The organism is Chitinophaga niabensis (genome assembly GCF_039545795.1).
Lineage (GTDB): Bacteria > Bacteroidota > Bacteroidia > Chitinophagales > Chitinophagaceae > Chitinophaga > Chitinophaga niabensis_B.
Genome location: NZ_CP154260.1, coordinates 3,066,092 through 3,092,804 on the forward strand (window position 1 = coordinate 3,066,092; position 26,713 = coordinate 3,092,804).

The 26,713-nt window shown below is 46.7% G+C and carries 16 protein-coding genes and 1 tRNA gene; 6 read left to right on the forward strand and 11 right to left on the reverse strand.

From position 1 onward, the window contains the following. Positions 1 to 31: 31 nt before the first annotated feature. Positions 32 to 3,994: an MBG domain-containing protein gene (locus AAHN97_RS11900; protein WP_343307841.1), complete on the reverse strand. Its 3,963-nt coding sequence runs from the start codon at positions 3,992 to 3,994 to the stop codon at positions 32 to 34. Between the two features lie 785 nt (positions 3,995 to 4,779). Here AAHN97_RS11900 and AAHN97_RS11905 point away from each other — a divergent pair. Further along, a complete protein-coding gene (locus AAHN97_RS11905; protein WP_343307842.1) occupies positions 4,780 to 5,316 on the forward strand; it encodes a hypothetical protein in 537 nt (178 codons plus the stop codon). 138 nt (positions 5,317 to 5,454) lie between these two features. Continuing rightward, positions 5,455 to 5,961: a hypothetical protein gene (locus AAHN97_RS11910; RefSeq protein WP_343307843.1), complete on the forward strand. Its 507-nt coding sequence runs from the start codon at positions 5,455 to 5,457 to the stop codon at positions 5,959 to 5,961. A gap of 27 nt (positions 5,962 to 5,988) precedes the next feature. Here AAHN97_RS11910 and AAHN97_RS11915 read toward each other — a convergent pair whose 3' ends face one another. The 3 genes from AAHN97_RS11915 to AAHN97_RS11925 form a co-directional block, all read right to left on the reverse strand. Next, entirely contained in the window at positions 5,989 to 6,741 is a 753-nt protein-coding gene (locus AAHN97_RS11915) for a ThuA domain-containing protein (RefSeq protein WP_343307845.1), read from the reverse strand. 155 nt (positions 6,742 to 6,896) lie between these two features. Further along, positions 6,897 to 6,980 (reverse strand) — tRNA-Leu (locus AAHN97_RS11920). A 6-nt stretch (positions 6,981 to 6,986) separates the two neighbouring features. After that, positions 6,987 to 7,328 carry an iron-sulfur cluster co-chaperone HscB C-terminal domain-containing protein gene (locus AAHN97_RS11925; protein WP_343307846.1) on the reverse strand — a complete coding sequence of 114 codons (342 nt, stop codon included), beginning with the start codon at positions 7,326 to 7,328 and terminating at the stop codon, positions 6,987 to 6,989. Between the two features lie 54 nt (positions 7,329 to 7,382). Here AAHN97_RS11925 and AAHN97_RS11930 point away from each other — a divergent pair, with 54 nt between their 5' ends. Continuing rightward, the gene (locus AAHN97_RS11930) at positions 7,383 to 8,618 is read left to right on the forward strand and encodes an NAD(P)-dependent oxidoreductase (protein WP_343307847.1); all 1,236 of its coding nucleotides are present in this window, start codon (positions 7,383 to 7,385) and stop codon (positions 8,616 to 8,618) included. Here AAHN97_RS11930 and AAHN97_RS11935 read toward each other — a convergent pair. Genes AAHN97_RS11935 through AAHN97_RS11950 form a run of 4 tightly spaced genes read right to left on the reverse strand, consistent with a single transcriptional unit; the run spans position 8,581 to position 13,664 of the window. Next, a complete protein-coding gene (locus tag AAHN97_RS11935) occupies positions 8,581 to 9,279 on the reverse strand; it encodes a tRNA1(Val) (adenine(37)-N6)-methyltransferase (RefSeq protein ID WP_343307848.1) in 699 nt (232 codons plus the stop codon). The genes AAHN97_RS11930 and AAHN97_RS11935 overlap by 38 nt on opposite strands. Then, a complete protein-coding gene (locus AAHN97_RS11940) occupies positions 9,279 to 11,375 on the reverse strand; it encodes an alpha-L-fucosidase (RefSeq protein WP_343307849.1) in 2,097 nt (698 codons plus the stop codon). The genes AAHN97_RS11935 and AAHN97_RS11940 overlap by 1 nt, the downstream gene beginning before the upstream one ends. Positions 11,376 to 11,386: 11 nt before the next feature. After that, positions 11,387 to 12,394 carry a tRNA (adenosine(37)-N6)-threonylcarbamoyltransferase complex transferase subunit TsaD gene (tsaD, locus tag AAHN97_RS11945; protein WP_343307850.1) on the reverse strand — a complete coding sequence of 336 codons (1,008 nt, stop codon included), beginning with the start codon at positions 12,392 to 12,394 and terminating at the stop codon, positions 11,387 to 11,389. Between the two features lie 19 nt (positions 12,395 to 12,413). After that, positions 12,414 to 13,664 carry an ABC transporter permease gene (locus AAHN97_RS11950; RefSeq protein ID WP_343307851.1) on the reverse strand — a complete coding sequence of 417 codons (1,251 nt, stop codon included), beginning with the start codon at positions 13,662 to 13,664 and terminating at the stop codon, positions 12,414 to 12,416. Positions 13,665 to 13,775: 111 nt separating this feature from the next. On the opposite strand from AAHN97_RS11950, the gene AAHN97_RS11955 reads away from it, so the two are divergent. Continuing rightward, complete coding sequence (locus tag AAHN97_RS11955) at positions 13,776 to 15,359, forward strand: peptide chain release factor 3 (protein ID WP_343307852.1); 1,584 nt, start codon at positions 13,776 to 13,778, stop codon at positions 15,357 to 15,359. Positions 15,360 to 15,605: 246 nt separating this feature from the next. On the opposite strand, the gene AAHN97_RS11960 is transcribed toward AAHN97_RS11955, so the two are convergent. The 3 genes from AAHN97_RS11960 to AAHN97_RS11970 all read right to left on the reverse strand — a co-directional run bounded on the left by AAHN97_RS11960 (position 15,606) and on the right by AAHN97_RS11970 (position 19,042). Next, complete coding sequence (locus tag AAHN97_RS11960; protein ID WP_343307853.1) at positions 15,606 to 17,531, reverse strand: menaquinone biosynthesis decarboxylase; 1,926 nt, start codon at positions 17,529 to 17,531, stop codon at positions 15,606 to 15,608. Positions 17,532 to 17,624: 93 nt separating this feature from the next. Further along, positions 17,625 to 17,948 carry a hypothetical protein gene (locus AAHN97_RS11965; protein WP_343307854.1) on the reverse strand — a complete coding sequence of 108 codons (324 nt, stop codon included), beginning with the start codon at positions 17,946 to 17,948 and terminating at the stop codon, positions 17,625 to 17,627. 233 nt (positions 17,949 to 18,181) lie between these two features. Further along, entirely contained in the window at positions 18,182 to 19,042 is an 861-nt protein-coding gene (locus AAHN97_RS11970; protein WP_343307856.1) for a DUF6089 family protein, read from the reverse strand. A gap of 336 nt (positions 19,043 to 19,378) precedes the next feature. Between AAHN97_RS11970 and AAHN97_RS11975 the strand changes: the two genes are divergently transcribed. Then, complete coding sequence (locus AAHN97_RS11975; protein WP_343307857.1) at positions 19,379 to 24,286, forward strand: translocation/assembly module TamB domain-containing protein; 4,908 nt, start codon at positions 19,379 to 19,381, stop codon at positions 24,284 to 24,286. Positions 24,287 to 24,293: 7 nt separating this feature from the next. After that, positions 24,294 to 26,615 carry a BamA/TamA family outer membrane protein gene (locus AAHN97_RS11980; RefSeq protein ID WP_343307858.1) on the forward strand — a complete coding sequence of 774 codons (2,322 nt, stop codon included), beginning with the start codon at positions 24,294 to 24,296 and terminating at the stop codon, positions 26,613 to 26,615. Positions 26,616 to 26,713: the final 98 nt, after the last annotated feature.

A 26,713-nucleotide genomic window follows, 5' to 3' on the forward strand; every position in this document is an offset into this window, starting at 1 on the left:
GACGATTAATGATTAATGGCTATTTAAAAACTCACCTTACCAGGTTCAACCATCCTGTAACAGGCGCTTCACCGGGAGCCTTAATAATGCGGTAGAAATAAACACCGGCAGGCAGGTCTCTACCTGCATTCCTTCCATCCCAGCGGGTAAAATTCTTTGAATTAAATACAACCTGTCCATCACGGTTCACTACTGCCACATCAGCCTGCTGATAATTGGCCAGTTCCGGAATAGTCCAGTAATCATTAATACCATCGCCATTAGGTGAAAAAGTATTAGGAATGTTAAAGGTCTGTATATTTACCTGCAGGGTAAAACGGCTGCTACAACCCTGCTGGTTGGTAACAGTTACGGAGTAATTATCGGATACTCTTACGGTGATCGCATTCGTAGTCTCGCCTTTGCCCCATAAATAGCTGGCCCCGGTCGGTGCTGTCAGCTGATATGCCCCTGCTCCTGCCGGGCTTTGCGTTATACTACCTGAAGGCGCCTGCAATACTGTTAGCTGGCCGCTTACATAACTGAAACTATAGTTTGTGGCAGATCCCCCGGAAGGAGTTAAGGGATAATTACCTGCTGCCGTGTGGGATGGTATATTAACAACCGGCGCACTGCTTAGGGCAGAAGCATTCTCTCCGTTTTTAAACCCTGTATAGCTCAGAGGCACCGATGCAAGCACATCTGCAGGACAGATCGTTTTATCACCTGCTGTGGCTGTGAGTACAGCTTTGCTGATCACCAGGTTAGCCGGGCTGTAATTAAGCACATAGTTACTATTCAATGCCAGCGTATTTTGTGCTATAACATAACTGCCTGCATTCTCACCTGCTGCTCTGCCCAATGCACCTGTAAATGCATCACCGGCAATAAGTGCAGGTGAAAAAGTATAGGTCAATACAGGATCAGCATCGCCATACACTTTGCTTTTCGCCTCAGCAGTAACGGTGATCGGTTTTCCTGTAACAGTTAAATTGTTACCTGTATAAGAAATTGCATAATTGCTGTTCAATGCCAATGTTCCCTGGTTAATGGCATACACACCGGTATTCTCTCCGGTTGCCCTGCTTAATGCACCGGTAAATGCATCGCCAGCTGCCAGAGCAGGAGACACGGTATAGGTCAATACCGGATCAGCGCTGCCATAAACTTTGCTTTTTGCCTCAGCAGTAACGGTGATCGCTTTTGCTGTAATGGTTAAACTGGCACTTGTATAAGAAATTGTGTAATTGCTGCTCAATGCCAGTGTTCCCTGGTTAATGGTATATGCTCCGGCGTACTCTCCGGCGGGCCTGCTTAATGCACCCGTAAATGCATCACCAGTTACCAGTGCAGGTGAAAAAGTATAGGTCAATGCAGGATCAGCATTACCATATACTTTGCTTTTCGTCTCAGCAGTAACGGTGATCACTTTCGCTGTAATAGCTAAGTTATTCCCTGCATAAGAAACTGCATAATTACTGTTCAATGCCAATGTCCCCTGGTTAATGGCATACACTCCGGTATTCTCTCCGATAACCCTGCTTAATGAACCTGTAAATGCATCACCAGCTACCAGCGCAGGAGAAACAGTATACGTCAATGCCGGATCAGCACTGCCATATATTTTGCTTTTTGACTCAGCTGTAACAGTTATGTTTCTGGGGTTTACTACCAGTGCATGACCAATGGGGGCAGCGGGAAGATAATTTCCGTCACCGGCCTGGGAAGCTGTAATAGTAGTAGTGCCGGCACCAACAATATGTACATGGCCGCCAACAATTGTTGCTACGCTATGATCGCTGCTGGTATAGGTAATAGCTAATGTTGAACTGCTTGAAGCACCAGGATTAAAATCAGGATCACCATAAGTTTTAGACAGTAGCGTACTACCATTAAACGTAATGGTCTGCGGAACCGGGTTGTGGATCTTAACACCTGCAGCAGGTGAGATATTGTTAAGTGTAGTGGTGGAATTGCAGCCATGTGTACTTTCAATAATGGCACCATTGAGGTTTAGGCTGCTGCCAACTGAAATACCATCCGGGTCCTGATCTGTAGCGGTTACAGTGTATTGGAATATTAGTGAAGATGAACCGCTGCCTGAAATATAAGTTGCCTGAACAGTTCCCCCGGTATTCAGTGTAACAGGAACAGAAGGAACTCCTCCTGTAGTATTTACAACCACATCCTCCGTATAATCTACTTTAAAATTCAGCGGATCATTACCATGATAGGTTGCATCTGCAGGAACTGTTACAGCAGCAACAACCGGTGTTGGATTTACCGTTATCGTAAAATTAGTTGGAGTACCAATGCAGGTACCAGCAACAGGTGTAACGGTGAAGATTACATTTACCGGTGTATGAGTTGTATTCGTCAATGCACCACTGATATTACCTGAACCGGAAGCTGTAATACCTGTTACGGATGCGGTGTTGTTCCTCGTCCAATTGAATGCGGTTACGCCGGCTGATCCTCCCGGTACGATGGGCGTGATATTACTACCCGAACAAATTGTTTGCGTAAGAGTTGTTGGCGAAGTAACCGATGCTTTATTCTTCACCTCTACTGTAACCGTGATGGGAGGGGTTGTACAACCATCCACTGTAGAAGTAATGGTAAAGGTGACTATTACCGGTGATGCAGTGGTATTAACGAGCACACCACTAATATCTCCGGTGCCGCTTGCTGCCATACCTGTTACTTCAGTGGTATTATCACGGGTCCAGTTGAAGGTAGCTGCTCCCGAAGCCGGATTCGTTAATGCAATCGTGGTGATAGACGCCCCGGAGCAAATAGATTGTGAAGAAGGGGTAGCCTGGGCCGCACCAGGATCTGTTACTGTAAATGTTGCTGTTCGCTGATGCGCACATCCATATGGATCTGTATAATCGTACCAAATTACCTGTGTACCAACAGCCGGATCAAAGAGCCCGCCGGAAACACCAGTCCCGGAATAAGTTCCGCCTGCTGGTGATCCTGTAGTCAATACAATAGGAGCTGAATTGGAACAAATAACCGATGGTGCCGTAAAACTAATGGGGTTGGCAGGACAGACAACCGTAATTGAATACGCCCTTGATCCCGAGCATCCGCTTGCATCAGATGTTGTAACGGTAAAATTAAAAGTACCTGTTGCTGTAGGTGTTCCGGATATAGTACCACTAGCGGAGAGGATAAGGCCCGGAGGTAATGCGCCGGCAGTAATGGTGTATCCCGGAGCCCCTAATGCGCCGGTCTGCGACAATGATCGATTATATGCCGAACCTGCTACACCACCAGTTAAGGTCGATGGGTTAACGGTGAGTACCGGACATACATATGGTGTATAAGTTACTTCATCAACGCCAATATAGTCACTGTTTGCTCCGCTAGGGCCGCCATTTGTAACAAAATACCGGAATGCGATGCGCCCGGAAGTAGGAGCCGGCAATCCGGATATGGTGATGGTATATAACGTCCAGGTCTGCGGATATACGTTTGTCACCAGTGTAGGGTTAATAGACAGCAGGGTGGTAGTAAAATCACCAAATCCGAAAGCGGTGGTCCCTACGTTGGTACTGGCCCCGTTAGTACTTAACCGCACTTCCAGCCGGTCAGGAAAATCAGTCATGGTAGGTCCAATAAGGGACTTACGTGTATAGAATGTAAAAACATCTCCGTTACGCAATGTTCGGTTTGGTGTTACCAGCCAGTTGCTGATCGTTCCTGTGCCTCCTGTTGTGCTGGCGAAGCTGGCAGCTATGTATGCATTATCAACGCCGGCATAAGCATCGAAAGGTCCAGCGTCAGGGAATGCAGAAGTTGGAGTTCCCTGAAACCATCTGTTTGGGCCTAATGGGCTACTGTTGTTTTGTAAAAACCAACCTGATCCGGGAAGGGTAGTGATATCATTAAAACTTTCCGTGTATCCCTGCGCGTAGCCGGCATTAAACCGCATCAGGAATGTTAGTGAAAGGAGTAACCAGCTTTTCCAGGTAAATACAAAGCTATAAGCTCGGGATTTTCGTTTCATGGAGAGGAATATGTTGCTTAATTTTTAAAACGTAGGATTGAATGAACAGCGGTATGTTAGTCCTGAGGACTAATGAAGCTATTCAGCGGTTGGCTATACTAAAAATATAAGCCGCCTGGTGAAAGATTTTCTGAAGAGAAATAGCAGGAAAAATGCCTTTCAAAAAGTAAATAATAGTTCATTCGTGTTGTTTTTTCACAAGGTAAAAGGGATCAGCTAAAATGAGGTTACTGCCAACCTCGTGTCTAAAGCCAGTGCAATGTAATAGATTCAGTCTAAAAAAGTAGTGAAAAAATATCATATTAAAAAAAGTTTATTAATAACAGTAACATACAGAGTTAGTTAACTAACCTGACCGCTACCTAAACAACCACCCTATTTCTATTTTTTACCTATGCTGCAAATAAAAATCTACTATTTTGTACTCCCTAACACCCCCACTATAAATAGTATGAAATTCAATCGTTTCAGCATAAAGATCCCAACGCTGCTATTATTGACGATCACCACCTGAACTTCCTGGTGTACATTGGTAATAATTATTACGAAATAGCACTGGAAGCCGGGAAGGAGTATATCGTTAACTATACTGCTTATTAAGAACAAATGTGGCCACTGCATTTGTTGGTACATTCAAGCCACCTGTAACAACGGTCTTTACAATTGACTAACAACCGGGAACCCCGGTTACCTGCTGCTCAATAGATCAAAGGAATTAAGGCACAGGACTATTATTGTGATTATGTTAGCATTATAATAAAAAAAGGATACTTATCTTTATTAGCATGATACGGACGATCCTTTTTGCTGCTATTTTGATGTCGGGTGTAGCTGTAAAGGCACAGGTGGTTTCACCTTTCGGAGCTGTTAATGCTACGGAATCTGACTTTAGGCATCCTCTGCAGGTAAGCGATACCAACAAGATCCATAAGAAATGGTTTGTTACAAAATACGCAGGCATTTCTTCCGGCTTTCTGGTATCCGGAGGGAGAGGTAACTCCTTCCTGTCCGTACCTTTGGCATTGCAGGTTAACCGCCAGCTGACCAATAACCTGTACGCCTTCGGAGGTGTATCTGTGGCTCCTTATATTTTCCCTGATACCAGAGCCCCCTATCAAACCATGATTAGCAAGAACAAGAGCTTCCTGCAGTCCAACAACTTTACTACCTATTCAGATGCGAAAATAGGCATGATGTATATCAACACTGAAAGAACATTCTCCATTTCCGGTAGCATTGGCGTAAGCAGAGGCAATTTCAACAGCTATTCTCCCCTTTATACGCCGGTGTTTTCTCCTGTGCGGGGAAATACCCGCTTTTAATCTCCCAATTCCAACATCCCGGTAACGATTCAGGACTTAGCATGTTATTCACTCATTCATTTCCGGGAATTGCTCATTCTTCTTTTTACCGTGAGGGTATTATCATTAACATTGAAGCTATAATAAACAGCCTTCAATATGCTTACTCACAACCGGATGCATGGCAAATTGTCCTGGTATTTTATACTCTTAACCGGGTCATTCCTTTTCATTTCCTGTAAAAAAGAAGGCCCCATGGGACCTCCGGGCAATGCCAATGTACGCTCGGGTACAGTTGCTCTGACCAATGCCGATTGGAAATGGGGTTCATCCTGGGCATTAACTACCAGTACCGGGTCTTCTACCATCTATTACACAAGATATGCGGAGATCAGCACAGAGCTGATCACACAGGAAATTGCAGACAAAGGTTCAGTGCAGGTTTTCTTTAAGCCTGATAATAAAGGATGGGTGCCATTTCCTTATATATTCCTGGATGTTACCCGCAATTATTTTTTCAATTTCATGTACGAGTATATGCCGGGGAAAATTCGCCTTCATTACTTTTGGAGCTCCAATACAACGGGTGCCGGCGTTCCTACCGGGCTGAATACTTACCCCCTTCCTGATTACACGTTCAAATATGTGATCACCGCCGCCCAATGAGAAAGCAAAGGCACCCAATATATCCGGTTATTTTTTTGACTGTTTTGCAGACCACTCAATGGCCTGCCGTACCAGCCTGCGGAAATTAGGATTAGAATAACCGGAGGGTCCGTGGCCCAATTGTATGTAAACGACATCAGAATTTCCGTAATGATTGATCCAGGCGAGATAGCGCATGCTTTTGGGATGCGTGGTGCTGAGCAGGGGTTTGACACGCGGCAATATTTCAACGTTACCATACACCTCATCAACTATTTCAAAATCGCTGATACCGCGTGTCACCGGATGCTTTTTGTCTTCCACTTTCACGGGAATGTTCACATCATGTTCGTAGTTGGCCTTCAGGGTATCGCCATTTACTATCACGGGATCAGTATGGTATTGTCCGCCCAGTATCTTTATGAATTCAGGCCATTTCTGGTAAGACACCAGTGCATGATGAAGGAAGATCATGGATGTGCCTTTATTGAGCAAGCTGATATAGGCCTTTTGTTGTTCGGGAGAGATGGGATCGAACATATCGTAAAACACGAGCACATCATAGCTGTTTGCTTCGGGAGAAGCGATGAGTGCATTCGCCTGTGGCTGAACCAGGGTATCGTATGTAATGGAAGGGATGGAATCAAAAATATTATAAAAAGGTTTGCGTGCAAATCCATGTCCCCCGCTTACAATAAGCACCCTAATCTTTTTCTGCTGCGCGAAAGAAAAATGAACACATCCTGAAAGGATCAAAAGTAGCATGAAGGTTGTTGCCGGGAAAAAGGAGATTTTCTTCATACAGTTAAATTACAAATTTTCGTTTGCTTAAAAGGCAAGCTTTTCAGGGTGTTTTTTGGGGAAGTCATCCGGATAATGATAGGATCAGAAGGCTGCTTTTGAGGCCTTTTGTAAAAAGCGAAAGGTCCGCCGAAGCGAACCTTTATAGATCATTGTGCCCAGAACAGGAATCGAACCTGCACTCCGTTGCCGAAACAAGATTTTGAGTCTAGCGCGTCTACCAATTCCGCCATCTGGGCAACGATTCAGGACTTAAATACCTGATCGCGGGATGCAAATGTAGATAATCTCTCAATAATCCGCAACAAATATTTTCTCGATACGTAAAACTCCTTTAACTGTACTACATCCCCTACCGTAGCATTCCCCGCAAGGTACATATCTATCACCGGCTGTATCCTGCTGCAAAGCTGCTGCTCCAATCCATTCAGCTGCTCACGAAGTTTAGCGATAGCCGCAGCATCCGGCGCCAGCTCTAACTGCATCAATTTCTCATTCACTACCAGCATCTCCATTAAAAAAAGCTGAGGTAAAGGCTGCCGCTCTCCCTGCCCCAGGATCTCTTTCAGTATTAATTCGTAGTCCATCCTTATTTTGCTGAAAAGCAAATTTACAGTAATGTTGTGTACCCAAGAACAATCATGACAAATACAATTCACATTGGCCTCATAAGGGAAGAAAAAATACCACTGGATAACCGCGTAGCTTTTACGCCGCTGCAATGCCAGTGGATCCTTACCCACTACCCTAACGTTCAGATCACGGTACAGCCCTCGCCGCACCGCTGTTATAAAGATGAAGAATACCGGGCTGCCGGTATTAATATGGCAGAAGACCTCTCCCATTGCAGCATCCTGCTGGGGATTAAGGAAGTTCCGGTAAACAGTCTGTTACCCGGTAAAACATACCTCTTCTTCTCCCATACCAAAAAGAAACAGCCGCAGAACCAGGCCATGCTGCAGAACATCCTCAAAAAGAACATCCGGCTCATTGACTATGAATGCCTGGTACATGAAGATGGCCAGCGCATCCTGGGCTTCGGGTTCTTTGCCGGCGTGGTAGGTGCACATAACGGACTGCTGGAATATGGCCGCAGAACTGGCCTGTTCAACTTCAAGCGGGTACACGAGTGCCACGACTTCCAGGAACTGATCACGCACTACTTCGGCGTAAAACTGCCTCCCCTGAAGATAGTGGCTACCGGCTCCGGCCGCGTTACCGCAGGCATACTGGAGGTAATGGGGCTGCTGGCCATCAAGTACATCCCGCCTGAAGAGTTTATGATCAACTCCTACGCCTACCCTGTGTACACACAGCTGAAGGCAGGGGAATTGTATTTAAGGAAGACGGATAAAACCTACAGCCGGGAAGACTTCCACGCCAACCCTGGTAAATATGACTGCAAGTTCCTCCCCTATGTTACCTGCAGTGATGTACTCATGAATGGCATCTATTGGGACAAGAGCATAGAACCCCTCTTCACCTGGGACGATCTTACCAAAGATAACTTCCGCATACAGGTAATAGCAGACATCACAGATGATCAGAACGGCTCCATTCCCTGCAATATAGAAGACGCAACCATCGAGGAGCCCGTTTATGGCGTAAACCGCTATAACAGGCAGAAAACGGCCCCTTATGAAGCGGATTCTGTTACCATGATGTGCGTGAGCAACCTCCCTAATGAACTTCCCCGGGATGCCTCCCAGTTCTTTGGCGATCAATTAATGAAATATGTGTTTGATGAATTGATGAAAGGAGATACAACCATGATCGAAAAGGCCACCATTACCCGTGATGGTGTATTGACGGAAAGGTATTCCTACATGGAAGATTATGCTAAAGGTAAAGGTAGTACTGTTGAAGCAACGCACTGAACTCCGGGGTATAATTCCGCTGTGCATCGTAGATAGCTATTTCAGTGGTATTTAAACCACCTGAAGGGCCAAAGATCCCTACTGCCCTGAAATAGTTATGTGCAGGTGTTTGGCGTACCAGTAGCAATTCACGCAGTGTAAAATCAACAGCCAGTTCCCTGAACCGCTGAAACCCTTCATAGGGCAGTAATATGGAGAAAGAACCATCACTGGTCAACAGGCGTTTTACAGCAGCCAGCAATTCCTCATAGCCGAGAGAAACAGCATGCATCGCCGCATTCCGCGTATGAGAAGGGCTCTTCAGATCGTTCTCGTAAAAAGGAGGATTGGTGATGATGAAGGGATACTTAACGCCAGCAAACTCACGTACATCTTCTTTAAAAACGTTTAAACGATCCCTCCAGGGTGAAGCCTCAAAGTTGGCAGCAGCCTGCAACGCAGCCTGTTCATCCAGCTCAATGGCATCTATGGATGCAGCAGACTGCTGTGCCAGCATCAGGCTCAGCAACCCGGTACCTGTGCCAATATCCAGCACCCGCGATACAGCAGGCATATGTGCAGCCGTAAAGGCCCCCTGGATACAGGCATCCGTACAGACTTTCATGGCAGTCTTATCCTGGTGTACCTTAAACTGCTTAAATTCAAAAAATGTATTCGCCATTACAAACGGATCATCAAACTGGGTAAACGCATATCCCTGTGCGGAGATACAGGCTGATATAATTTCACTTCCAGGTCACTGTAAACACTCTTCTCCCCGAAACTTATGTTCAATGGCTGCTCGTATAATTCCTGCGGAACATCCTTATCAATAGAAAACGCTGTTTTCTCTGCAAAGCGGTTATGGAACTTAACTACGAGCTGGTTCTTACCTTCACGCAAATTCAGCAACAGGTACTCCTTTTGCAAGGTACCACGTTCAGGATTGTTATGCACCGTTTGCTCTTCGCCGTTCAATAACACCTGTATACCATCTCCGCTGGTTAAACGAATAATGTAAGGCGTTGCTTTAGCAGCATTGATCTCCTGCAAAACATAATAGGAATGATCTGGTGCTGCCTCCAGTTCATACTGTTCACCATTCTTCCAGGCAGGCTGGGCCGTCCAGACATGACCATTCTGTTTAGGCCAGTATTGTGAAGGATCTATATTATGCAGGTCTCCAATGTTCCAGCCAATGCCGCACCAGTAAGGGCCGTTCAAAAACATTTGTCCAAAACTTACAGCTACCGGATCAATCTTCACCACACTCCCATTCAGCAATACTTGTTGCTCATTGCCATTCAGGTTTACTAAAATAGTCTTTCCCTTTTCCTGCTCCGTATAGGATAGCACCGGAGGCTTCACCCTTCCTCCTTTAAAATGCCAGGAATAGGCTACAGTACTGCGGTAATAACTGTTATAATCTACACCGGAGATGCTGTAATGCTTCACAGCATTATCCCTGCTCAGTACCGGAACATCTATACCTTTATTCGTTTCTATATAAACAGACTTTGCATGCGGGAAATGTAAAACCTTTACTTCTTCCAATGTAAAGTCCGCAGGCAAAAGGATCTGCTTGCCTTCTTTGGTGTCCTTTGTTGCAAAACGTTTACCGGCATTATCCGTTACTTTAATGGGGCCAAATACACCTTTCAGATCAAGTACTCTGTCCGCAGGCAGTTTCGTTACAAACAGGTAAACCACATCATTTTTAGTGGTTACCTCACCCCACTCAAAAGTATGATCGAAAGGGTTGGCAGATGCACCATAAATCCCTTCTCCGTTTGCTTTCAGCCATTCTCCGTTACGCAGCAATATATCCCTTTCAAACGCTACTACTGACCCATCTCCACGGGGTCCGATATTCAGCAGGTAATTACCACCACGGCTCACTACTTTAATTAGGCCCAGCAATTTTTCATGTGCTTTATCTTCCATTTTACCATGCTCCTGCCAGGAACGGTAACCCCATGTTTCATCATACACAGAGGCTGGCGTTTGCCAGGGCGTAGCTATTTTATAATCAGGATAAGAATTATCTCCCATCACACAGAAATCCCCGGCATCATTGCCCAGGCGGCCGCTTACCATGCAATCCGGTTGCAGTTTATGCACCAGCTTCGCTATTTCATAACTTTGCGCGGATGTTAAGGAACCCATATCAAACCAGAGTTCCGATATAGGCCCGTAATTGGTTAGTAATTCTGTTACCTGGTTTAAGTTATACTGATGATGCTCAGGTGTAATAGGATCACTGTTACTGGAAGAAATAGGAGAAGCCTGCGGGTAATTCCAATCTATCAGGGAGAAGTAAAGCCCCATCTTCAGGCCATTCCTTTTGCAGGCCTCAGAAAGTTCTTTGATCACATCTTTTTTATATGGCGTGGCATCTACGACATTGAATTTTGTGTAGGCCGATTTAAACATGCAAAAGCCATCGTGGTGTTTGGAAGTGATCACCACACTCTTCATCCCCGCTGCTTTAGCAAGCAGCACAATAGAATCCGGGTTCCATAAAGAAGGGTTAAAACGTTTGGCCACAGCAGCATAGTTATCGCTATAGATACCTCCGTGATGCGCACGGATCTGTTCACTTAATCCACGGCTCACCTTCTCTCCTTCCCACATACCGCCCAGCGTTGAATAAATAGCACCCCAGTGAATGAACATGGAATACTTCTGATCTTTCCATTCCTGTAAGGCCTTAGACTGAGACATAGCACCATGGGTAAAACACAGCACAACAATTGCGAGGATAGTTCTTTTCATCATACAGTAAAAATTTATTCAAAAGCAGCACGGGCGCTGGGTATAGTATCTAACGGACTGAAGGCTCCGGCCAGGTATTTATAATGTGCCGTCATAGCTATCATGGCAGCATTATCTGTGCAGTATTCAAATTTAGGGATGTATACGTTCCACTGATGCTTTTCTCCATACTCCTTCAAACCCTGGCGCAAGCCTGAATTAGCACTCACGCCACCGGCTATACTGATCTCCCGCACACCTGTTTCCTGCGATGCTTTCACCAGTTTGTTCAACAGGATGGTTACAATGCGATGCTGAATGGAAGCACAGATATCACGCAGGTTGGCTTCCACAAAATCAGCCTGTTTTGCACGATTGTCCTGTAAGAAATATAAGATCGCCGTTTTCAGTCCGCTGAAACTGAAGTTCAGTCCGGGTATCTGTGGCTCCGGGAATTTAAACTTAAAAGGATCACCTTCTTTCGCATACTTATCGATCAGCGGCCCTCCGGGATAAGGAAGCCCCAGTAACTTGGCGCTTTTATCAAAGGCCTCTCCTGCCGCATCGTCTGTAGTTTCCCCGATCACCCGCATCTGCAAAGGGCTTTCGCACAATACGATCTGCGTATGGCCGCCGGATACGGTTAAGCAAAGAAAAGGGAAGGCCGGTTTCGGATCTTCAATGAAATTAGCCAGCACATGCGCCTGCATATGATGCACTGCTATCAGCGGCACATCCAGGGCCAGGGCCATGGACTTGGCAAAACAACTGCCTACCAGCAGGGAACCTATTAAACCCGGGGATTGGGTGAAGGCAATGGCATTCAGATCAGCTGGCACCATGCCTGCTTTCTTCAAAGCGGCATCCACCACAGGTACGATATTCTCCTGGTGAGCACGGGAGGCCAGTTCAGGTACTACACCCCCATATTGTTCATGTACGGATTGATTGGCGATGATATTGGACAAAACCTTTCCATCCGCTATCACAGCGGCGCTTGTTTCATCGCATGAAGACTCTATTGCTAAAATATTAACCGGCATAATTGGGCGCAAAAATACGCTAATTGCTGCGGATCGCAACTACCGGGTTCAGTCTGCTGGCAGAAAAAGCAGGGATAAATCCAGCCAGTACACCTACTATAGCGGATATGGACAATCCCAGGATAATATTCCCTGTAGACAGGGCTATCTCAAAACCGGAGAACATATTCTGGGCCAGTTTGGCCGAGCCAAATACCATCAGCAGCCCCAATCCCCCGCCAATCATGCAAAGCATCACGGCTTCAAAGAGAAATTCCAGCAGGATGATACCCGGCCGTGCGCCGATAGCCTTTTTCAGACCTATGATATTGGTTCTTTCTTTAACAGTTACAAACATGATATTCGCGATCCCGAAACCACCTACGATCAGTGCAAAACCTGCAATGATCCAGCCGCCCAGGTTGATCACGCCAAAGATACTTTCCAGTTCATCCTGCGCTGTGGTGATCTCGTTCAGGGCAAAATCATTGTCCTGCCCGGGTTTCAAACGGTGTATAGCCCGCATGGCGCCAGTGAGGTCGTCTTTCAGCTGCCCTACGGCTACACCCTCTCTTGCGCGGATCATGTAAAAAGGATCCGCAAAACGGCGCTCGTCTATAATGGTCCTGGCAAACAGGTAAGGCATCAGGATGGTATTATCACCAAATACTCCGCCTAACATACTGTCGCCTTTTTTCTTCAATGCCCCTACCACCTTACAGTTCCTTCCCGCAAAACGCACCACCTTTCCCAGTGCAGCCTCGGGGGTAAAGAACAGGCCTTCCCATACGTTGGCTCCCAGTACGATCACGTTGGAACCTGCTATCAGTTCAGAAGGACTGAAATACCGGCCCATGGCTATGTCCACAGACTGCATCTTTTCAAGGTCCATGGTCACGGCCAGCAGCTCTACGTTTTCCATGTAATCGATCCCGTATTCTATCTTACGGCCGCTGGAGCTGAAGAGGTAAGTAACGGCGTCTGCTGAGGCCACCTTGTCTTTAATCTGCTTCATCTCAGAATACTGCGGCTCAGGGCGGTTGATATACTTCCACCAGTCCCCATCTCCATCCCATGGCCATTTCTGCAAATAGATCACATTGGTACCCATGGACTTCAGGTCTTTCCTGATACTGGATTCCATACTGTCTGTTACCGTGAGTACGGCTATGATACAGAAGATACCAATGGTAATACCCAGCAGCGAAAGAAAGGTGCGCAGTTTATTCACCCGTAATTCGGACAAGGCCATACCAAGGCTGCTCCATAAGATCTTGAGGGTTGAAAGCATATTTCAAATTTACTATATAAAGCAATGCAACCAAGGGGTTTGTGACCAATGGCTGTAAACCCTTATTTCGGGAGAAAAAATGTACCTTTGCCCCCATTTTATTAAAGACGGATGAAATACGAAAACGAGATCAACAAAAGGAAGTCATTTGCCATCATCGCTCACCCGGATGCCGGAAAAACAACCCTCACGGAAAAGTTCCTCCTCTTCGGGGGCGCTATCCAAACGGCGGGCGCGGTAAAATCCAATAAGATCAAGAAACATACTACTTCAGACTTCATGGAAATTGAACGCCAGAGAGGTATCTCTGTGGCCACTTCCGTGATGACCTTTGAATACAGGGATATTCTTGTGAACCTGCTGGATACCCCCGGTCACAAGGACTTTGCCGAAGATACCTACCGCACCCTTACAGCAGTAGACAGCGTTGTGCTGGTGATTGACTGTGTAAAGGGGGTGGAAGAGCAAACCAAAAAACTCATGGAAGTTTGCCGCATGCGCGATACGCCGGTGATCATCTTCGTGAACAAACTGGACCGCGATGGCAAAAACCCCTTCGACCTGCTGGATGAACTGGAAGAACTCCTCAACATCCGCGTACGCCCGCTGAGCTGGCCTATCAATATGGGTAAGGACTTCAAAGGCGTATTCAACCTCTACGATAAGAGCTTTGTTTCCTTTGCTGCCAACAGGAAAGCAACGGATGATGATATTGTACCGCTGCAGGACCTCAGCAGTGCTGAGGTGGATGAACTCTTCAACCCCACCGATGCCAAACAACTGCGCAACGATGTGGAGCTGATTGAAGGGGTGTACGATCAGTTTGATAAAGAAGCTTACCTGGAAGGGAAACTGGCCCCTGTGTTCTTCGGCTCTGCCGTAAACAACTTTGGCGTAAAAGACCTGCTGGATACTTTCGTGGAAATTGCCCCCACGCCACGTGACCGGCAATCCACTACGCGGGAAGTGAAAGTAAACGAACCTAAATTCTCCGGTTTCATTTTCAAGATCCACGCTAACCTGGATCCCCGCCACCGCGACCGGATTGCCTTCCTCCGTGTTTGCTCCGGTAAGTTTGAAAGAAATAAATACTTCCACCACGTAAGGCTGGATAAGGATGTGCGTTTCGCGAACCCTTACAGCTTCCTTGCACGGGAAAAGAATATCATCGATGATGCTTATCCCGGAGACGTGGTAGGTTTATTCGATACCGGTAACTTCAAGATCGGCGATACTTTAACGGAAGGAGAAAACTTCTACTTCACCGGCATTCCCAGCTTCTCCCCTGAGTTGTTCAAGGAACTGGTGAATAAAGACCCGATGAAAACAAAACAACTGGAAAAAGGGATCAACCAGTTAACAGACGAAGGAGTAGCACAGCTCTTCACGCAGCACAACGGTAACCGTAAGATCATCGGTTGCGTGGGAGATCTGCAGTTTGAAGTGATACAATACCGGCTGTTACAGGAATATGGTGCATCCTGCCAGTTCAATACCTTACCTTTCTACAAAGCCTGCTGGATCACAGGGCCTAAACAGAAGCTGGAAGAATTCACCCGCTTTAAAGGCGCTAACGTAGTACAGGATAAAGACGGTCACCTGGTGTACCTCGCACAATCAGAATGGTACCTCAATACAGAACGGGCCAATAACCCGGAGATTGAGTTTCACTTTACTTCAGAGATCCACAAATAAATTAAGATCGGTAATAGCTGGTACTACTTTCTGCCCACAGACCTCTGTACAGCTGAATGTACAATTTGATAATTATAACAACCAATAATAAACGGCGCCCTGAAAAAGGCGCCGTTTTCATGTACGACCAACTCAATTATTGCGTGAAAGACTTTTGCTTGTTAGGGCAAATTCCGCAGCAAAAGTAATTGAATGCGTACCGCGTTATTTATGGATTTGGAAATTAGATTTACGCAATGCGGAAAACTACAGGGCAACTACTGCCCCATCTCCATAGATCTGTTGTTTGTACTTTAAAGACGGCGAAACAATAAAAGGCCCCAGGTTCAGCGTACTCCATTTCTCATCTATCTTTTTAATGGTAGCATCGTCTGCCACGATAATGTTCGGCCAGTCCCGCTGAAAATCATCATGTGCTTTTGTTTTAATGGTACCATCCAGTCCCAGGCAGGCCGTCACCAGGTGAGCGTCCTTACCGGAAGGCCTTTCCGTGAGGATGTTATCCCGCTTAGGATCCAGGTTATTACAGAAACGCCAGAGTGCGGAAGGCAGGTCCTGCGGATCTACCGTATGCTCTACATACAGGATCATTTTAACCCCTTCCATGCCCTGTTCTGCTACCAGCCGGGGATGCAGCTCCCGCACATGATTACGGCGCGATTTCTCTACCGCTATGATCAGGCAGGGAATATCCATTTGCAGTAAAGCGGTGTTCACACCTTTTACTTCAGGGTATGCAGCCTGTAATGCTGTGGCGTTCACGTTGGGTTTGAATACCGTCCGGTCAAAACGGTCATCTCTTTCTTCCGGCAGTTTGCCGGTTCCGTCAATACACATCTTACCGCCAAATCCCATCCTGGAGCAGGAATGGTCCAGCACGTCCATCGGCCCCTGGCTGAAATAAACATCCGTGGCAGGGTTCAGGTCTTTAAATGCATATTGCGCCAGTGATTTATAGTCTGTGATCTTTGTGCCGGTATCGGTAACCGCCAGTATCTTGTTAAACATCATCTGCCCGGCACCCCACATAGCATTCATCACTTTTTGTGCCTGGCCGGGATAATCTTTGTGGATCTGCGCAATCACCAGGTTATGGAAAACACCTTCCACCGGCATTTCCATATCCACAATTTCCGGCACCAGCGTCATTTTGATCGGTGCGAGGAAGATCCTTTCGGTGGCTTTACCGATCCAGGCATCTTCCTGCGGAGGAATACCTACGATGGTAGAAGGATACACGGCATCTTTACGATGGGTGATAGCGGTAACATGGAAACGGGGGTACCAGTCCGCCAGGGAATAATAACCGGTATGGTCCCCGAAAGGCCCTTCCCAGATCAGTTCTTCTCCCGGTTCAACATACCCTTCTATTACAAAGTCCGCATCTGCCGGCACTTCAATATCCGGTTGCGTGATACATTTTACAAGCTCTACTTTTTTCTTCCGGAGGAAACCCGCCAGCATGTATTCATCCACATTCTCCGGTAAGGGAGCGGTAGCAGAATAGGTGTATACGGGATCGCCGCCCAGGGCTACAGCCACAGGCATGCGTTTATTGAGCTTCTTATATTCAGAGAAATGTTTGGCGGATACTTTGTGCATGTGCCAGTGCATGCCCGTCATGTCTTTTTCAAATACCTGCATGCGGTACATACCCACATTGCGGGAACCGGTGTTAGGGTCTTTGGTATGAATAACAGGGAGGGTGATAAAAGGCCCGCCATCTTTAGGCCAGCAGGTCATTACCGGCAATTTGCCCAGGTCAGGATTATTGATCACCACTTCCTGGCAGGCGCCGCGGCCGGAGATCACTTTGGGCATCCAGGAAGCGAACTGGCTCAGCTTAGGCAGCAGCGCCAGTTTATCGAGGATGCTTTCCTTAGGTTTTGAAAGCATTTTGAAAAGCCCTTCTATCTCACGGGCCACATCATCCAGCTCCTGCACGCCCAGCGCCATGCACATCCTGCGGTAACTGCCCATGGAATTGATCAGCACAGGGAAATCATATCCTGTGTTCTCAAATAACAGGGCCTTGCCGCCATCGGGAGATTTGCTGATCCGGTCCGTTATCTCTGCTATTTCCAGGTGAGGATCCACATAAGTGCTGATGCGCACCAGTTCCCCCGCTTTTTCCAGCGTATCTATAAAGTGCCTGAGATGCTTATATGCCATACTGTTTGCTGCTTTTCGTTCAGTAGGCAAAAGTACGCCAATAAAGACATAAAAAAAGGCCCCGACAGATCGGAGCCTTATTGAGTATACTACCTAGTGATTAAATACAATTACACCAGATATCCTTGGCCTGCGCGGAGGCGGCGGTGGCGGAGGAGGATATGGATAACGTGGGCGAACCACTACCACTCTCTCTCTGCAATCATCTCTCCGGTAGTCGCGGCCCCGGTACTTTTTGTGTTTGTAATGTCCTCTTCCCCTTCTGTCATCATCATAATAATCATCGTCATAGTGGTGATCTACTACAACAACCGGACGTGGTGGTGGCGGCGGGTAATGATGGTGACGGCTGCGTTGCGCTTGCGTAGCATAGGATGCTCCAATTACCAGGAGCGACATCAAAAGAAGCTTTTTCATAGCCTGCTGTTTTAATTTGTCTTTCTATCCGTTGTCCCCTTTTGCCATTGGCGGACGGACTCGTGATAGTAAATTCAAGAAGCATGCCAATTCCTGTAACTACGTTTATACCAATACGTTAGGCACAAAAAAAGACAGTTCCGCTTTTCAGCAGAACTGTCTTTTTACTTTTCTATTTGGACTTGATTGGGGGATGAATGCATTTGTAAATGCAACCATCATGCCAAAATTATTTACATCTTAAAACACTTCGAGAAGTTGGTGCTGCGGCGGCCATCAGAGCCTCCGCCTATACGGTACATAATAGTCAGCCCGGTAAATGTATACCAGTCTTTATACTTTGCAGAACCTCTCTGTGCACCATCCTGCGGGTAAGTTCCGGGGATACCTTTTGTATCAGGTTCATCACCACGATAAGCATAATCTACTGCCAGCTGGCCTCTTTCTGCCAGCAAAGTATTCTGATCAACGTAAGTGGTACTTACATCATCCAGGTAATCCGTGAAAGTAGCACGAAGGCCTATTTCAAACCCAAGCGTTAAACGGTCTGTAAAAAGATATTTAAAACCGGCACCGAATGGAATAGATACCTGGTAAAGACTATATTGATTACCTCTTTCAGGATACTGCGGCAATCCCTGCCCTTCTGTACTGAGGCGGCGTAATCTTATTTTATTACCTAAAGAATCTTTTGCGGTAGGATAAAAACTGAACAGCGCCACACCTCCGAAGAGATAAGGCGTAAATCCTTTTTCATCAATATCAAAGAAGTTTAACTCTGCTCCCAGGTGTCCCTCCCAGATAGGAGAACTGAAACTGAGGTTACGGCTTTGCAGGGCAATGCTGCTATTCGTTCTGTCATTAGCTGCTACCATGCCAAAGGTACCTCCTGCACGCAGCGTGAGATAACGGTTGATGTCCTTTTTCACAAACAGCCCGATCATGGGACGCGTGTAACCAAAATCGACCCTCTTTTCTGAAAGGTCTCCGCTATAGTTACTAATACCGGCAGTAGCGCCTACATGCCAATCCTGAGCAATGCAGCATAAAGGGGTAGAGATCATTATAACAAACCCAAGGATCTTCTTTTTCAAGGTTGATGGTTTTAATAGGTTACCGATAATAAAACGTTGCGTATAAGAGAATTAGTATTCGCCACGACTATAATCGTGTACGAAATTATACATTTTTCTCATTTATTACAATTATAATCATATGATAATAAAAGCCTTTTGGCCCACAGTAGGGCCTAAAGCCTTATTTTTGCCGCAGGTACGATATTTGAGCAGCCTGTTTAACCATTTACCATATAAAAAAGTAATTACTAAGTGAGTAGTCCCCGCCGGAAAAAAATTATACGCTGGATCTTTGGTAGTATAATAGCCTTGCTGCTGCTGCCCGTTCTGTTACTAATCCTACTGCAACTACCTGTGGTACAGAACTTCGTGCGTGCCAAGGCAGAGTCTTACCTGCAAAAACAATTAAAAACAGATGTAAGGATCGGCGGGCTGCGTTTCTCCTGGTGGAATTCCATGACCCTGAAGCAGGTATATGTTGGCGATACCCGGAAAGACACGCTCCTGTCCAGCGGAGAACTGTCTGTGAAATACAACCTGCTGGCCCTCATGAGCAATGAACTAAAGATCCACACCCTCCATTGGGAGGATGCTGTGGTCAATATCTACCGGCCGGCAAAAGATTCTTCTTTCAATTACCAGTTTGTGATCGATGCATTCAGCTCCCCTGCCGCAGAGAAGGATACGCTGATTGAAGAATCGGGCACTACCCTCAGCTATCATATCGGCAACGTTCAGCTGGAAAGAATGAACATCCGTTTTAACGACTCACTCGGCGGCATGCTCGCATCTGTAACCCTTAAAAACCTGGAAGTACTGCCGGATACCCTCCAGCCGGACAATGGTACTTACTATATAAAAAATTTCCTGGCGGACGGTTTACAAGCCTCTATCGTGCAGCAATACCGGCCATCAGTGAAAGCCCCCGTTGCTGAAAGCACGGGAGCGCCCACGCCGTTTGATCTTGCCGTAAAAGAACTCACCATCCGCAACACGCAATGGAGCTATAGCGATGAAGCCAGCGGATTATCCACTGAAGGCAGTATCGGCCAGCTGGCATCCCGCCGTTTACATTTCGATCTCGTCAAAACCCTCATCACCACAGACCTGCTTTCCCTGGAAAAGTCAAGAGCTACCCTCGATTTCCGGAAAGCGATGGATACCACCAACGTAGGGGAAGATACCAGCACTGCACCCAATACCTGGAAGGTACTGGCTAAATCGTTACAGGCAAAGGAAGTGGATTTTGCCATGAGCAACCACCTCGCTCCGCGCCTTTCCTACAAACAGGCGGTCGATTATAACCATCTCAACATTAAACACCTGCTGCTGGATGCCAGCGATATTGCATATAGTGCAGACAGTACCACCGCTACCCTGCTGGCCGGTTCCGTGGAAGAACAAAGCGGCCTGCAATTAAAGCGCCTGAAAGGTAAAGTGCGTTACACCAACCAGGAAGCGCAATTATCAGACTTCATATTACAAACCAGCGAAAGTAATATTGATGCAGACATTCATCTGAAAGTTCCCTCCTGGTCTACCATCTCTGAACAGTTAGGTTTACTGGAGATAAAAGCCAGCGTTAGGCCTTCTTCCCTCACCCTCAAAGAAGCACTGTTCTTTGTGCCGGACATGCGCAGCAATCCTTCTCTGCAGCCTATGTGGAGGAAACATCTCGCTATACATGGAGAGATTACCGGTAGCCTCGCACAATTGAATGTACCCGGCCTGGAAGTAAAAGATAACGATCAGAATTACCTCTATGTAAAAGGAACTGCTTACCAGGTAACTGATCCTGAACGGATGGGTGCAGATCTTGTGACGGTGAAAATGCTGAGCAGCAAACGGGGCATTGAATCCTGGCTGCCTCCCAATACGCTCCCTTCTTCTATGCAGCTGCCGAATAAACTCATTCTGAATGGTGCTATCAGAGGCGGCATGCAGCAACTGAAGCCGGACCTGATGCTGAGCACCGATATGGGCAATGCCAAACTGAAAGGAGAAGTAGCGGATTTTATGGACATGAAAAAGATCCGTTACAACATGACCCTCGATGCACAAAACCTGCAACTGGGCCGGATGCTGGGAGATACCGCCATGGGTAACCTGGATGGTACCGTAACGGCCAAAGGAAAAGGAGTTGATCCCCAAACGGCAGATGCACAGGCGAATATAGACATCCGCTCTTTCACGTATAACCGCTACACCTACCAGGACATTCAAATGGATGCAACCCTGCTAAAAGGCGCCTATACTGCCAAAGGAGGCATCAACGATCCCAATGCAAAAGCCGTTTTTGACCTGGCCGGCAAACTGGATTCACTCCACCCTGCCATCAGCGCAAAAATGGATATAGATAAATTTGATCTGCTGGCCACCCATTTTACCACGGACCCGCTGATCGTAAAATCCTGCCTGGATGTACAGCTGGACAACCTGGCTCCGCGTAAATTAAACGGATACGCTGCCATACATAAGCTGCAGCTCTTAGACGATACACAGATGTATGCTATGGATAGCATCCTGCTAAGAGCCAGTGTGGAAGAAGGCCTGCAGAAACTCCGCCTTACCGGTCCCTTTGGATACCTCAGCACTTCCGGCGATTTCAACTACCAGACCTTTGCCACCGCAGCAGGTAATCTTGTAACACGGCACCTGGAAGCAGTGTCCACACAGCCCACCGCTAAAACAGAAAGCCAGTGGATGCAATTTTCCGGAAGCATTTCCATTCCCAAATCATTACGCAAACTCTTCCCCGATATACAACTGGAGAAACCGCTTAGTTTGTATGGCAGGCTGAACACAGACAGCAGCTTCCTCGATGCGCATTTCTCCCTCCCCGCTATGCGGTACGATTCTTTTAAAGTAGATACACTCATTGCAGATGTGATTGTAGACACCGCAAAAATGGATGCGAAAGTATTGCTGGCACATCTGCGGCACCCGCAGATACCATTGCGGCGCACCAGGATATCTGTAGTTGCCAGCAAAGGCCTGGTAGACTGGGACCTGCTGATGGGCAGGGAAAAATACAAAATAGGCGGCCTGGTACACTTCCTGCCTAACGACAGCATGCTCATCTCACTGAAAAAGGACCTGATATTAAACCGGCAGGCATGGACAGTGAGCGGGGATAATAAATTACTGATCAGGAGCGGCGGTGTGGCATTTGCAGACATCGGCATAGAAAAAAGCGGACAAGGTTTAAAGATCACAACGGTACCTCCGCCTGAACGAAGCAACTATACCTTACCCGATCTTAATGTTACGGTAAAGGACTTCCGCCTGAGCACCATTACCAGCCTCATAGAAAAAGATACAGCGCTGGCCGAAGGTATCACCAACGGCAGCATCACCGTCACCAACCTGGATGATAATCCGCTGATAGATGGCAAGCTAACGATTGATAGTCTTGCCGCGATGGGCACCCCAGTTGGGCAATTGCAGCTGACCGCCAATACCACTGCAGAAAAAGCAGTGCAGCTGGATGCCACTATCCAGGGTAATGGAAATGATGTGCGTTTAAAAGGAACCTATGCTGAAGTAATGGACCTCACGCTGGATATCGCCAAACTGAATATGAAAAGTGCTGAAGCATTTACGTTTGGAAATGTAACCGCCATGAAAGGAGATGTGAATGGCAGGATAACCGTAAAAGGCACAACAGATAAACCCATCATACGCGGCAACCTGCATTTCGAAAAAGTAGCAGGCCGTATAACCATGATCAATAACTACCTGCAATTACCTTCAGAAGACCTGGTGCTCGATGATAACGGCATCCGTTTTAACCAGTTTGTAGTTGCAGACAGTTCCGGCAACGAGGCAGTGGTGAACGGACAGATCCTTACAAAAGACCTCGAAAAGTTCCAACTGCAACTGGAGGTGAATGCAGAAAACTTCATGGCATTGGGCCATGCAGATCCTAAAGATCCGGAGCAGTTCTATTACGGCCCTGCATATATAGATGTGCGTGCACGTGTGCGTGGAACACTGGATCTCCCCAGGGTGGAAATGAACCTGAAGCTGCGCGAAAAATCGCAGGTAACGGTGCTGCTGCCGGAAGAAGAACCCGGTATTGCCAGCAGGGAAGGTATTGTTGAATTCTTTGATCCCGCTGAATGGCAGGATACCACGCTGCGTATAAAAAAAGATACCATAGCCACCAGGCTCAAAGGCATTATTTTCTCCGGGGATATAGAAGTAACACCTGAATCCAGCCTGAAGCTGGTTATAGACCGGAACAACGGGGACTACCTGGAAGTAAAAGGAAATGCAACCCTTAACCTTACCATGGACCCCAGCAGCAAGATGAGCCTCACCGGCCGGTATGAGATCAATGAAGGAAAGTACGCCATGTCCCTCAATCAGCTGATCAAAAGGGAATTTAAGATAGTAAAAGGAAGTACCATCATCTGGAACGGCGATCCTTTGAGTGCGGATGTAAATATCAAAGCCAGGTATGATGTAAATGCGGTGGCCGGTGATCTGATACAGGACCAGATCAGCAGCTCCGATCCAACAAGAGGCCGGTATAATCAGAAAGTACCGGTGGAAGTATACCTGAAGATCACGGGAGAATTAATGAAACCGGAAATAGCATTTGAACTGGATATGCCGGAAAAGGACCAGGGCGCATTGGATGGGCAGGTATACACCCGTATCAAACAGATCAACCAGGTACCTTCCGAACTGAATAAACAGGTAATGGGATTACTGGTGCTCAACCGCTTTATCTCCGAAAATCCATTCGATCAGCTGGATAGCCAGAGCGGCAGCGCAGCAGAAGATATTGCACGGAAGAGCGTGAGCAAGATTGTTTCCCAGCAGCTGAATAACCTTGCCGGCAGCCTGATCAAAGGCTTTGATGTAAACTTCGATCTGCAGAGTGAAAATGCTTATAACGATCAGGGCAGCAGATCAGAAACCACCAATCTGAAAGTAGATGTATCCAAACGTTTGTTCAGTGACCGGTTAACAGTAAGTGTGGGATCTAACATCGGCATTTCCGGTGCACAAACGCAGAACCAGAATGCCAGCTCCATCATCGGAGATGTATCTGCAGAATATACATTAACCAAAGATGGCCGTTACCGCGTGAGAGCTTATCAACGTAACCTCACCGAAACCGTGGTGCAGGGCCAGATCGTAGAAACAGGCCTCACTTTTATGCTGGTAATGGACTATAACGAATTCAGGGAGATCTTCAGGAGAGCCCCTAAAGAAAAGAAACAGGAACGCATTCGCAAGGACAATAAGTAAAAGCATCATGATCAGATCAGTACGATACATACCATTTGTAATCAGCATATTGCTCCTGGCAGCATGCTCTACAACACGTACAGTACCGGAGGGAGACAGACTGTATACAGGCGCAGACGTAAAGTGGCAGGATACTATTGTAAAGAAAAAACCAAAGGACTACAGCACGCTCAAAACCGGTATGGAAGAACGGATCAGGCCTTTGCCGAACCGCAGGTTCCTGGGCATGCCCATTAAGTTGTGGTTATATAACCTGGGTAATGAACCCAAAGGAAAAGGCCTGAATTACCTGCTGCGTAAGAAATGGGGCGAAGCGCCGGTATTACTAAGCCAGGTGAAAGTGGAGAGAACGGATGATATCCTTACCAGTTACCTGGAAGACAACGGATACTTTAATGCAGATGTAGCTCATGCTGTAAAAAATAAAGGTAAAAAGAAAGCAAGCCTCAGCTTCACCGCCTTTCCTGATTACCGCTATACGATCCGCCGCGTGCGGTTTGATACGGACACCGGCCTGCTGGGGCATCATATCATGCTGACCACCCGCCAAACATTATTGAAACCCAATGATAATTACAGTCTTGATAAAATAGTAGGGGAAAGAGAAAGGATCCATGACTTCCTGAAGGAAAATGGTTTCTATTACTTCACACCGGATTATCTGCTGATACGTATAGATAGTGCGTTGGGAAAACACCAGGTGGACCTTTATCTTACCACCAAAAAAACCACTCCCCCCACAGCTCTGCGGCAATATTACATGAAGAGTGTGGAACTGTTCACCAATTACGATCTTGCAAAAGATAGTGCGCAGCAATTCAGCAAAGGTATACAGTATCAGAATTTCACCATTATAGATCCGGACTCCCTGTTTAAACCCATTGTGTTCGACAGAACGGTATTCCTGCAAAGGGACAGTATGTACCGCCTGAGTTCGCATAACATCACTTTACAACGGCTGGTGAACCTGGGTACTTTTAAATTTGTGCGGGGAAACTTCAGGCCGGCAAGGGATAGCAGCCTGCTCTATGCACGTTTCTTCCTAACCCCCTACCCTAAACGGTCTTTACAGGTAGAAGTTTCCGGCACCTCCAAATCCAACAGTTTTGTTGGTTCACAATTGAAGATCTCTGCCAAGAACAGGAACTTCCAACGGAAAGCCAATTTACTGGAGATCTCCCTCGGCGGAGGTTTTGAAACACAGGTAGGCGGCAAAACCACACAGGTATCTACCAATGCGTATAGCCTTAATGGTGAGGTATCCATTACCATTCCGCGGTTCTTTACCCCTGTTATCAAGTTTAACCCGCGTACACCTTATGTGCCCAGGACCAGGTTCAGTCTTGGTTATGAAATGCTGAGCAGGCCTAACCTGTACAACCTCAACGCATTCAACCTTCAATATGGTTATATCTGGAAGCAGACTAAATTCCTGGATCATGCATTGTACCCCGTAGCCATTACATATGTATTGCCTTCCAGTGAATCAGATGAATTCCTTGAACAGAAAAAGCTGGACCCCGCGCTTGCGCAATCCATCTCCAAACAGTTTATCCTGGGAAGCAATTATACACTCACCTACAATAATCAATCCCCGGAAAAATACCATAGCTTCTATGCATATTTTAATACCGATGTAGCCGGTAACCTCGTAGGGCTGTTTGCTAAAAAGCAAGCGGATGGTAAAAAGACCATTATCAATAACGACTTCTCCCAGTACATAAGGTTCTCGGTAGACGGCCGTCATTATTTCAAATTAAGTGAAAAACTGCGCTGGGTGAACCGTTTATTTGCAGGATACGGGATTGCATACGGTAACTCTACCACACTGCCATTTGTAAAACAGTTCTTTAATGGCGGAAGTAATAGTTTACGTGCTTTCCGTGCCCGTACATTAGGCCCCGGTTCTTACAGGGATGCCCCTGATGATCCTAATGATCCCACCAGAAAGAACCTCCTGCTGGCCAATGCTGCCGGAGATATCAAACTGGAAGGCAATACGGAATTACGGTTTAAACCTACCAAGCTATTAGAATTCGCCGCCTTTGTGGATGCAGGTAATATCTGGCTGGGGAAAACAGACTCTGTTTCACAGCAACCCAAAGTATTTAAAACCAACCGCTTCCTGAAAGAACTGGCGGTAGGTACCGGTCTGGGTATTCGTATAGATGCTTCCATCCTCCTGGTGCGGTTCGATATTTCCTTCCCCCTCCGCAAGCCATGGCTGCCTGAAAAGGAACGCTGGGTATTCAAACAGATTGCCTTTGGCGACGCGGATTGGAGGAAAGAAAACCTCATCCTGAACATTGCCATCGGGTATCCCTTCTAAGGGATACATATATTTATTTTGTTTATTAATAAATTTATTTAATATATTTGTATTAAGCGGGTCCTCCATAAGAGGGCCTTTAGCAGCCCTATACATCA

Bases quoted from the DNA above. Each gene is read 5' to 3' on its own strand.
- AAHN97_RS11960 (WP_343307853.1), bottom strand. From the start codon at position 17,531: ATGGCATATAAGCATCTCAGGCACTTTATAGATACGCTGGAAAAAGCG.
- AAHN97_RS11955 (WP_343307852.1), top strand. From the start codon at position 13,776: ATGAAATACGAAAACGAGATCAACAAAAGGAAGTCATTTGCCATCATC.
- AAHN97_RS11965 (WP_343307854.1), bottom strand. From the start codon at position 17,948: ATGAAAAAGCTTCTTTTGATGTCGCTCCTGGTAATTGGAGCATCCTAT.
- AAHN97_RS11915 (WP_343307845.1), bottom strand. From the start codon at position 6,741: ATGAAGAAAATCTCCTTTTTCCCGGCAACAACCTTCATGCTACTTTTG.
- AAHN97_RS11935 (WP_343307848.1), bottom strand. From the start codon at position 9,279: ATGGCGAATACATTTTTTGAATTTAAGCAGTTTAAGGTACACCAGGAT.
- AAHN97_RS11980 (WP_343307858.1), top strand. From the start codon at position 24,294: ATGATCAGATCAGTACGATACATACCATTTGTAATCAGCATATTGCTC.
- AAHN97_RS11925 (WP_343307846.1), bottom strand. From the start codon at position 7,328: ATGGACTACGAATTAATACTGAAAGAGATCCTGGGGCAGGGAGAGCGG.
- AAHN97_RS11910 (WP_343307843.1), top strand. From the start codon at position 5,455: ATGCTTACTCACAACCGGATGCATGGCAAATTGTCCTGGTATTTTATA.
- AAHN97_RS11900 (WP_343307841.1), bottom strand. From the start codon at position 3,994: ATGAAACGAAAATCCCGAGCTTATAGCTTTGTATTTACCTGGAAAAGC.
- AAHN97_RS11940 (WP_343307849.1), bottom strand. From the start codon at position 11,375: ATGATGAAAAGAACTATCCTCGCAATTGTTGTGCTGTGTTTTACCCAT.
- AAHN97_RS11905 (WP_343307842.1), top strand. From the start codon at position 4,780: ATGATACGGACGATCCTTTTTGCTGCTATTTTGATGTCGGGTGTAGCT.
- tsaD (WP_343307850.1), bottom strand. From the start codon at position 12,394: ATGCCGGTTAATATTTTAGCAATAGAGTCTTCATGCGATGAAACAAGC.
- AAHN97_RS11950 (WP_343307851.1), bottom strand. From the start codon at position 13,664: ATGCTTTCAACCCTCAAGATCTTATGGAGCAGCCTTGGTATGGCCTTG.
- AAHN97_RS11930 (WP_343307847.1), top strand. From the start codon at position 7,383: ATGACAAATACAATTCACATTGGCCTCATAAGGGAAGAAAAAATACCA.